Origin of the sequence: Clostridium sp. LS (assembly GCF_002760435.1) — a bacterium.
GTDB lineage: Bacteria > Bacillota > Clostridia > Clostridiales > Clostridiaceae > Clostridium.
In genome coordinates this window covers 1-8145 of the sequence record NZ_AUUU01000053.1, presented here as the reverse complement: position 1 = coordinate 8145, position 8145 = coordinate 1, and the positions used below count along the sequence as shown (strand labels likewise).

At 29.1% G+C, this 8145-nt stretch carries 5 protein-coding genes; 4 read left to right on the top strand and 1 reads right to left on the bottom strand.

Annotated features, from left to right (window positions below):
- The first annotated feature begins 432 nt into the window (after positions 1-432).
- The 3 genes from COL3_RS14030 (at position 433) to COL3_RS14020 (ending at position 3172) form a co-directional block, all read left to right on the top strand.
- Complete coding sequence (locus COL3_RS14030) at positions 433-1674, top strand: pitrilysin family protein (protein ID WP_008422293.1); 1242 nt, start codon at positions 433-435, stop codon at positions 1672-1674.
- 34 nt (positions 1675-1708) lie between these two features.
- On the top strand, positions 1709-2347 hold the full coding sequence (gene recX / locus COL3_RS14025; protein WP_035283146.1) for a recombination regulator RecX: 639 nt from the start codon (positions 1709-1711) through the stop codon (positions 2345-2347).
- 123 nt (positions 2348-2470) lie between these two features.
- Positions 2471-3172 carry a transglutaminase-like domain-containing protein gene (locus COL3_RS14020; protein WP_008422287.1) on the top strand — a complete coding sequence of 234 codons (702 nt, stop codon included), beginning with the start codon at positions 2471-2473 and terminating at the stop codon, positions 3170-3172.
- Between the two features lie 6 nt (positions 3173-3178).
- Here the strand turns inward: COL3_RS14020 and COL3_RS14015 are convergent, their stop codons facing one another.
- Positions 3179-3538: a tetratricopeptide repeat protein gene (locus COL3_RS14015; protein ID WP_008422285.1), complete on the bottom strand. Its 360-nt coding sequence runs from the start codon at positions 3536-3538 to the stop codon at positions 3179-3181.
- Positions 3539-3692: 154 nt separating this feature from the next.
- On the opposite strand from COL3_RS14015, the gene COL3_RS14010 reads away from it, so the two are divergent.
- The gene (locus COL3_RS14010; RefSeq protein WP_008422283.1) at positions 3693-8006 is read left to right on the top strand and encodes a 2-hydroxyacyl-CoA dehydratase; all 4314 of its coding nucleotides are present in this window, start codon (positions 3693-3695) and stop codon (positions 8004-8006) included.
- Positions 8007-8145: the final 139 nt, after the last annotated feature.

Here is an 8145-nt window from a genome sequence, read left to right as displayed (position 1 = left end):
ACTTGACATATACATTAATCTAACTCAAGTAAATTAGCAAATTAATTGAATGTATAAGTTAAATTCTTAAATTGGGTATCTATAATTAAAAACAAAAACTTTATATTAATTAATTTATAATATAATATTATAAATAGCAATAAGATTTCGCTTGCAGATAATATTTATAACTTAAATTAATTAGAAGAATGCAGGTTATGGTTAAATGACTTAGAACTAACTATAACTTATATTATTGACTTTAATTATAAAATGAATAAATTATAGGAATATATTTTCCACTTATGATATTATTAGAATAGGTATATTTTATAATATCTTCATAAATAGATTGAATATTTGTAAGAATATATAGTTTAAATACTGATGAAAAAGATAAAAATCTTTATTATATAGCTTAGAAGATTAGTGATACAATTAGGAGATTAGTAAATGATAAAATTAAATTTTGATGTTAAAAGACATACTTTAGAAAATGGGTTAGAAGTAATAACAATACAAAAAGATACTCAAATTGCGGCAATTAATATAGGAGTTAAAGTTGGAGCCATATATGAGAATATGAAAGAAAAAGGCATAAGTCATTTTATTGAACATGCACTATTTAAAGGAACTAAAAATAGAAGTGATGAAGAACTTAATGAGGAGCTAGAGGCTTTAGGGGGAGAATATAATGCATATACAGATTATGACGCAACTGTATATACAATAAGTTGTCTAATGGAAGAGTTTGAAAATGCTATAGAGCTTTTAGGCGATATGATTATAAACCCAGCCTTTGATGGGGCAGAGATAGAGAAAGAAAGAGGGGTAATTTTATCGGAAATAAGGATGAGTAAGGACGATATAGAAGATTTTAGTTTTAAGAATGTAAATAGAATTGCATTTACTAAAAGTCCACTTAAATATGAAGTGACTGGCCTTGAAACAAATGTGTCCAAATTCACCAGAACAGAGATAGTATCATATTATAATAAATATTATACACCAAAAAACTCTCTAATAACTATGGTATCATCTTTAAGTCACGAGGAGGCAATAAAATTAATAGAAACTCATTTTAATGGCTGGCAAGGAGAAAGTCCTGACTTTGTAAATATAATAAAGGAAAAGAACAAAGAAAAATTAGAAATTAGTTATAAAAAAGATATTGAACAAAGCACAATAGTTTATTTATATACATTCAATGATTTAAGCAAAGATGATGAATTGCCTCTTAGAATATTAAATCATAGACTTGGAGAAAGTTCAAACTCACTACTATTTAGAGAAATTCGTGAAAATAGAGGGTTAGCTTACGATATATACACTCATTTAGAAATTACAAATAATATAAAAACCTTATATATATATACTGCGGTGAGTGAGGAAAATATTGATGAGACTAAAGATGCCATTGATGAAACTTTAAAGAATATTACTGAGGGTAAAATTCAAATTGGAGAGAAAGATTTAAACATAATGAAAAAAGTTCATAAGACAGCAGTAATATCAACTTTAGAAGATTCTTCAGAACTTTGTAATTATATGCTCCATCAGGCACTAGAAGATGAGGATATATTTGAATTTGTGAATGATATGCACAGATTAAATACATTGGATACAGTTAAAATTAATGAAGTAGGTAAAAAAGTCTTAAAAAGACCAACAATTCATATATTAAAATCCAATTAATACAGATAATTTTAGAAAAAGGTGAAAAATTATTATGTCGAAGGTAACGAAAATGGAAATTCAAAAGAGAAATAAGGAAAGAGTTAATTTATTTTTAGATGGGGAATATGCCTTTTCTATCTCTGCTGAATTAGTCTATAAGGAAGGACTTAAGCTAAATAATGATATAGATTCTGATAAATTAAAAGCTTTAGCTGAAAAGGATAGTATGGCAAGGTGCAAAGAGGCAGGACTTAGAATTATTGAGAGAACCTATAAAACTGAAAAGGAATTAAGAGAAAAGTTGAAATTAAAAGGGTATGAAGACAATGCTGTTGATTATTGCATTGATTTTTTAAAAAAGTATAATTATATAAATGATACTAATTATTCAAAAGCATTTATAAATGATAAATTAAATTCAATGGGAAGTCAGAAAATTAGATATGCGCTAATTCAAAAGGGGATTTCCAGAGAAATAATTGATGAGGAATTAACTAATCTGAGCACAGAAAATGAAAAAATTGTTGCATTTAACATTGGGAAGAAAAAATATAATTCAATAATTAAGAATGAAACTGATGAGTATAAAATTTCAGGTAAATTATATAGATATCTTATTTCTAAGGGTTATAGTATTGATATTACTAATAGCGTTGTAAAAGAAATTATGTCTTTTGAAAGTTATGAGTAAAAACTTAAGATATCTTAAATAATAATGAGCAGGCAATTTAAATATGCTTAATGTTATTATTTTTGATATAATAAGAATATAAATTAGTGGAAGGCAGAGATAATTATCTATGGAGGACAAATCATGAAGGAAAATAAATTTTTACCTGTGATTACTGGAATTATTTCAGGATGTATTCAGATAAGTTTAGTTATTGGGCTTTTAGTACTTCCAGCCATTTTATCTAATTCAAAAGTTATAAACTCATTTTCAGAAAATGGTCTCAAACAGGAAAACTCATCTAATGAAAGCAGTAAGAATATTATTACCAAATTTTTTAACAATAAATCTTCAAAGCAAATTGTTATTTACAATGGAATTACTATAGATGAGGGAATAAAGTCAAATGAAGATATTGATAATAAGGCAATTGAGTTAACTAAAAATGCAACAAGTGATAGGGAAAGAGCAAAAATCTTGTATACTTGGGTAGGAAGTAATATAAAATATGATGATGATAAAGCTAATAAAGTATTATATGAAAAAGACTATCGTCAAATGCCAGAAAGTGGTGCTATAACTGCTTTTGAAAATAGATCTGGAATATGTTTTGATAAAGCTTGTCTTTATGTAGCTATGTCAAGATCCATAAATCTTAAAGTTAGGCTAATAGGTGGACAGGCGTACGATGGCCGGCAGTATGTAGGTCATGCATGGAATCAAGTTTATTTAAATGATGAAAATATATGGATAAATGTTGATCCAACATTTTACGATGGCGGTAATTATTTTGATTCCAATTTATTTAACAAACATAAAGTTGAAGAAATTGTAGGTGAATGGTAAAGTAAATTATGTTGCTTTTTCATATAATTTTGAAATAATAAGATTAATTGCCTTCTCACAGTCTTTGTCATTAGGATCTATTGACCAAGCTAGGTTAAAATGGCGCAGTGCTGTATTAAGGCATTCCTTCATTACATAGCAGTATCCAAGGTTAAAGAAGTATTTACTTTCACGTTTTATAGAAATTGCTTTATTTAACATTATTATTGCATCATCAAAATTTTTAAGCTTAATAAAACAAACGCCGCAATTATAATATGAACAGGCTGTATTTAAATTTTGAGATGCTGATTTTTTATAACAATCAATAGCTTTCTCATAATCTTTAACATTATAATATTTGTTTCCTTCATTAAAATAATTCATTTGTGACCTCCAGAAATAAATTGCAAATATTGCCTTAAATACTTTATAATTATAGACAAAACTAAAAATTAGTATACATATGGAATTATTTTTAAATTATTTTATGATAATAGTTGAGTGGATTGAAATAAACAGAGTAGGTGAATAAAAAGACATGGTAAATTATAGAATTGGTTTAGATATAGGATCAACAACTGTAAAGTTAGCAGTTCTTAATGATGATAATAATTTAGTATATAGCAAATATAAAAGACATTTTTCAGATATTAGAAGTACAATTATTGATCTAATTAATGAATGCTATGAATCTTTAGGGGATATTAACTGTAAAATTAATATAACTGGTTCAGGAGGATTATCAGTATCTAAATGGTTAAATCTTGGTTTTGTTCAAGAGGTAATCGCATGTTCAAAAACAGTAGAAACAATTATTCCGCAAACGGATGTAGTAATAGAACTTGGCGGTGAAGATGCTAAAATTACATACTTTAGAGGTGGAATAGAGCAAAGAATGAATGGAAGCTGTGCTGGAGGTACAGGAGCTTTCATTGATCAAATGGCTATATTATTAAACACAGACGCTATGGGATTAAATGAATATGCTAAAGAATATAAGGTTTTATATCCAATTGCATCAAGATGTGGTGTTTTTGCAAAAACAGACGTACAACCTTTGATAAATGAGGGGGCTAAAAAGAGTGATATTGCTGCATCAATTTTTCAGGCTGTAGTAAATCAAACTATAGGAGGTCTAGCATGTGGTAAACCTATAAGGGGAAATGTAGCCTTTCTTGGTGGGCCATTATTCTTTTTATCAGAGCTTAGACAAAGATTCATTGAAACGCTAAATTTAAAAGATGAACAAATTATTGCTCCAGAAAATTCTCAGCTTTTTGTTGCTATAGGAGCTGCGCTACTATCTCAAAAGGAAAAGATAACATCTCTTAAGAAGATAGCTGATAAAGTTTCAGATATTTCTAATATAAAGGATGATATGGAGCCAAGATTAGAACCATTATTTAAAAATGAGGAAGAATATAAAGAATTTAAAGCAAGACATGACAAAAATGTAGTAAAAAGGGCAGATTTAAAAAGTTATAATGGAAAGGCATACTTAGGAATAGATGCTGGTTCTACAACAACAAAGGTTGCTCTTATTGGGGAAAATTCGGAATTGTTATATTCTTACTATGGAAGTAATGAAGGAAATCCATTAAATAAAGTTGTAGAAATTATTAAAAATTTATATGAGCAATTACCAGAAACTATAGAAATTGCAAATTCTACTGTTACAGGATATGGAGAAGCTTTAATTAAGGCTGCTATTCACATAGATATTGGCGAAATTGAAACAATTGCACATTATAAGGCAGCGGATTACTTTTTACCTGGAGTAGACTTTATTTTAGATATTGGTGGACAAGACATGAAGTGTCTTAAAATTAAAAATGGAGCTATAGATAGTATCTTGTTAAATGAAGCTTGTTCTTCAGGTTGTGGATCATTTATTGAAAGTTTTGCTAAATCTCTTGATATGAAGGTAGAAGATTTTGCAAAAGAAGCCTTGTTTTCAAAAGCTCCAGTTGATCTTGGATCAAGGTGTACAGTATTTATGAATTCAAGAGTTAAGCAATCTCAAAAAGAAGGGGCTGAAGTTGCTGATATTTCAGCAGGGCTTTCATATTCAGTTATAAAGAATGCTCTATATAAAGTAATTAAATTAAGAGATGAAAAAGATATTGGAGAAAAAGTAATAGTACAAGGTGGAACTTTTTATAATGAAGCCGTGCTTAGAAGTTTTGAACTTATTTCAGGACGTGAAACAGTAAGACCGGATATATCAGGGTTAATGGGTGCTTTTGGATGCGCTCTTATTGCAAAAGAAAGATATGTTGAAGGTACTAAATCAAGTTTATTACCTAGAAATAGAATAGATGAATTTGAGATGACTGCATCATTTAGAAGATGTGGTAAGTGTGGAAATAATTGCTTATTAACTATAAACAAGTTTTCTACAGAGGAAGAGTTTATTTCGGGAAATAGATGCGAAAGAGGATTAGGAATAGAAAAGCATAATGAAAATAAATTGCCAAATTTATATGAATATAAATATAAAAGGACTTTCAATTATAAACCACTAAAAGAGGAAGAAGCAAAGCGTGGAATAATTGGAATTCCAAGAGTTCTTAATATGTATGAAAATTATCCGTTTTGGTTCACTTTGCTTACAAATTTAGGTTTTAGTGTTAAGCTTTCAGCACCATCAAGCAAAAAGATATATGAATTAGGAATTGAAACAATACCTTCAGAATCAGCTTGTTACCCAGCTAAGCTTGCGCATGGACATATTATGAACCTAATTAATAGAGGAGTTAAGAATATATTTTACCCTTGTATATCATATGAGAAGAAGGAATTTAAGGATGCCCAGAACCATTACAATTGTCCAATGGTAACATCATACCCAGAAACTATTAAAAATAATATGGACGAATTAAAACTTAATAATATCAACTTTATGGAGCCATTTTTATCCTTAGACAATGAAAAAGAACTTGTAAAACGAATAGTAGATGAATTTAAAATGTTTAATGTTACATTACAAGAGGCGAAAGCAGCCGTAAAAGCAGCAAGTATTGAAAGAGAAGCATTTAAGAAAGATATACAAAATAAAGGTGAGGAAGTTATAGATTATTTAAGAAGAAATAATAAGAAGGGAATAGTGTTAGCTGGAAGACCATATCACGTGGATCCAGAAATAAATCATGGTATTCCTGACATTATAGCTTCTTTTGATATGGCAGTTTTAACTGAAGATAGTGTATCTCACTTGGGAGAATTAAAGAATAGCTTAAGAGTTGTTGACCAATGGATGTATCATTCTAGATTGTATAGAGCTGCAGCATTTGTAGCAGAGGAGCCATGCGTGGATATAATTCAATTAAATTCTTTCGGGTGTGGATTAGATGCTGTTACAACAGATCAAGTTTCTGAAATAATATCATCTAGAGGGAAAATATATACAGTCCTTAAAATAGATGAGGGGAATAATTTAGGAGCAGCAAAAATAAGGATTAGGTCTTTAAAAGCTGCTATGGATGAAAGGGAAAGAAAGAATTATAAACCCGTTGAAGAGAAAATTGAATATAAGAATCCAGTATTTACACCAGAAATGAGAAAGAAACATACAATATTGGCGCCTCAGATGTCACCAATACATTTTAATTTGTTAGAAACAGCAATAAAAGCATCTGGGTATAATTTAGAAGTATTGCCATCAATGGATATGAAGGCGGTTGATGAGGGCTTAAAATATGTAAATAATGATGCCTGCTACCCTTCAATAATTGTTGTTGGACAAATAATAGAGGCATTGAAATCAGGAAAGTATGATTTAAATAATACTTCAGTTATTATCTCTCAAACAGGTGGAGGCTGTAGAGCAACAAATTATATAGGATTTTTAAAGATGGCGTTAAAACATGCAGGATTTGAAAATGTTCCAGTAATTTCTTTAAATGCAGTCGGGCTAGAAAAGCAGCCTGGTTTTAAAATTACACCTAAACTAATTCATAAAGCTATAATGGCGTTAGTCTATGGTGATTTATTCATGAGAGTTTTATATAGGACAAGACCTTATGAAAAAGTTAAAGGCTCTGCAAATGAACTTTATGAAAAGTGGAATGAAATTGTAAAAGTTAATTTAATTAATGGAAGTAAGAGAGAATTTAATAAAAATGTAAAAGACATTATTAAGGAATTCGATGAAATGCCATTGTTAAATATTAATAAACCTAGAGTTGGAGTTGTTGGAGAAATACTAGTTAAATTCCATCCAACAGCTAATAATGATATAGTTGGAATATTAGAAAACGAGGGCGCGGAAGCAGTAGTTCCAGATCTTTTAGATTTCTTCTTTTATTCAGCTTTTGATGCAGATTTTAAAGCTAAATACTTAGCAGGAAGTAAACTGGCTAAGAATTTAGGAAATATAGCAATTATGTATATGGAAAGCTACAGAAAGACTATGAAAAACTGCTTAGAAAAGAGCAGCAGATTTTCTAAACCTAAGCATATAAAAGAACTAGCTAAAATGGCTTCACCTATACTTTCATTAGGTAATCAAACTGGAGAAGGATGGTTTTTGACTGCAGAAATGATAGAACTAATAGAAAGTGGAGCAAGTAATATAGTTTGTCTACAGCCATTTGCGTGCTTGCCAAATCATGTAACTGGAAAGGGAATGATAAAGGCTTTAAAGGAAAATTATCCAAATTCAAATATTGTAGCGATAGATTATGATCCAGGTGCATCAAATGTAAATCAATTGAATAGAATTAAGCTAATGCTATCAGTAGCCTTTAAAAATTTAGAAGGTGAAACTAAAATTCATAAGAAAAAGCAAGAAAGTACTGAAGAACAACCATTTCACAATGAATTAAGTTTAACTTTAGAAGATAATGTTTAGAATAGTATATGAAATTAGTTGTAAGAGACATAAACGAAATAAGTTCACGGCTTTATTTAAATTGAGTTTTTTACTATAGATACACAACATGTAAACTAGACTTATGTGGTAGCTTACCGAAATAATAAATATTTTTGTA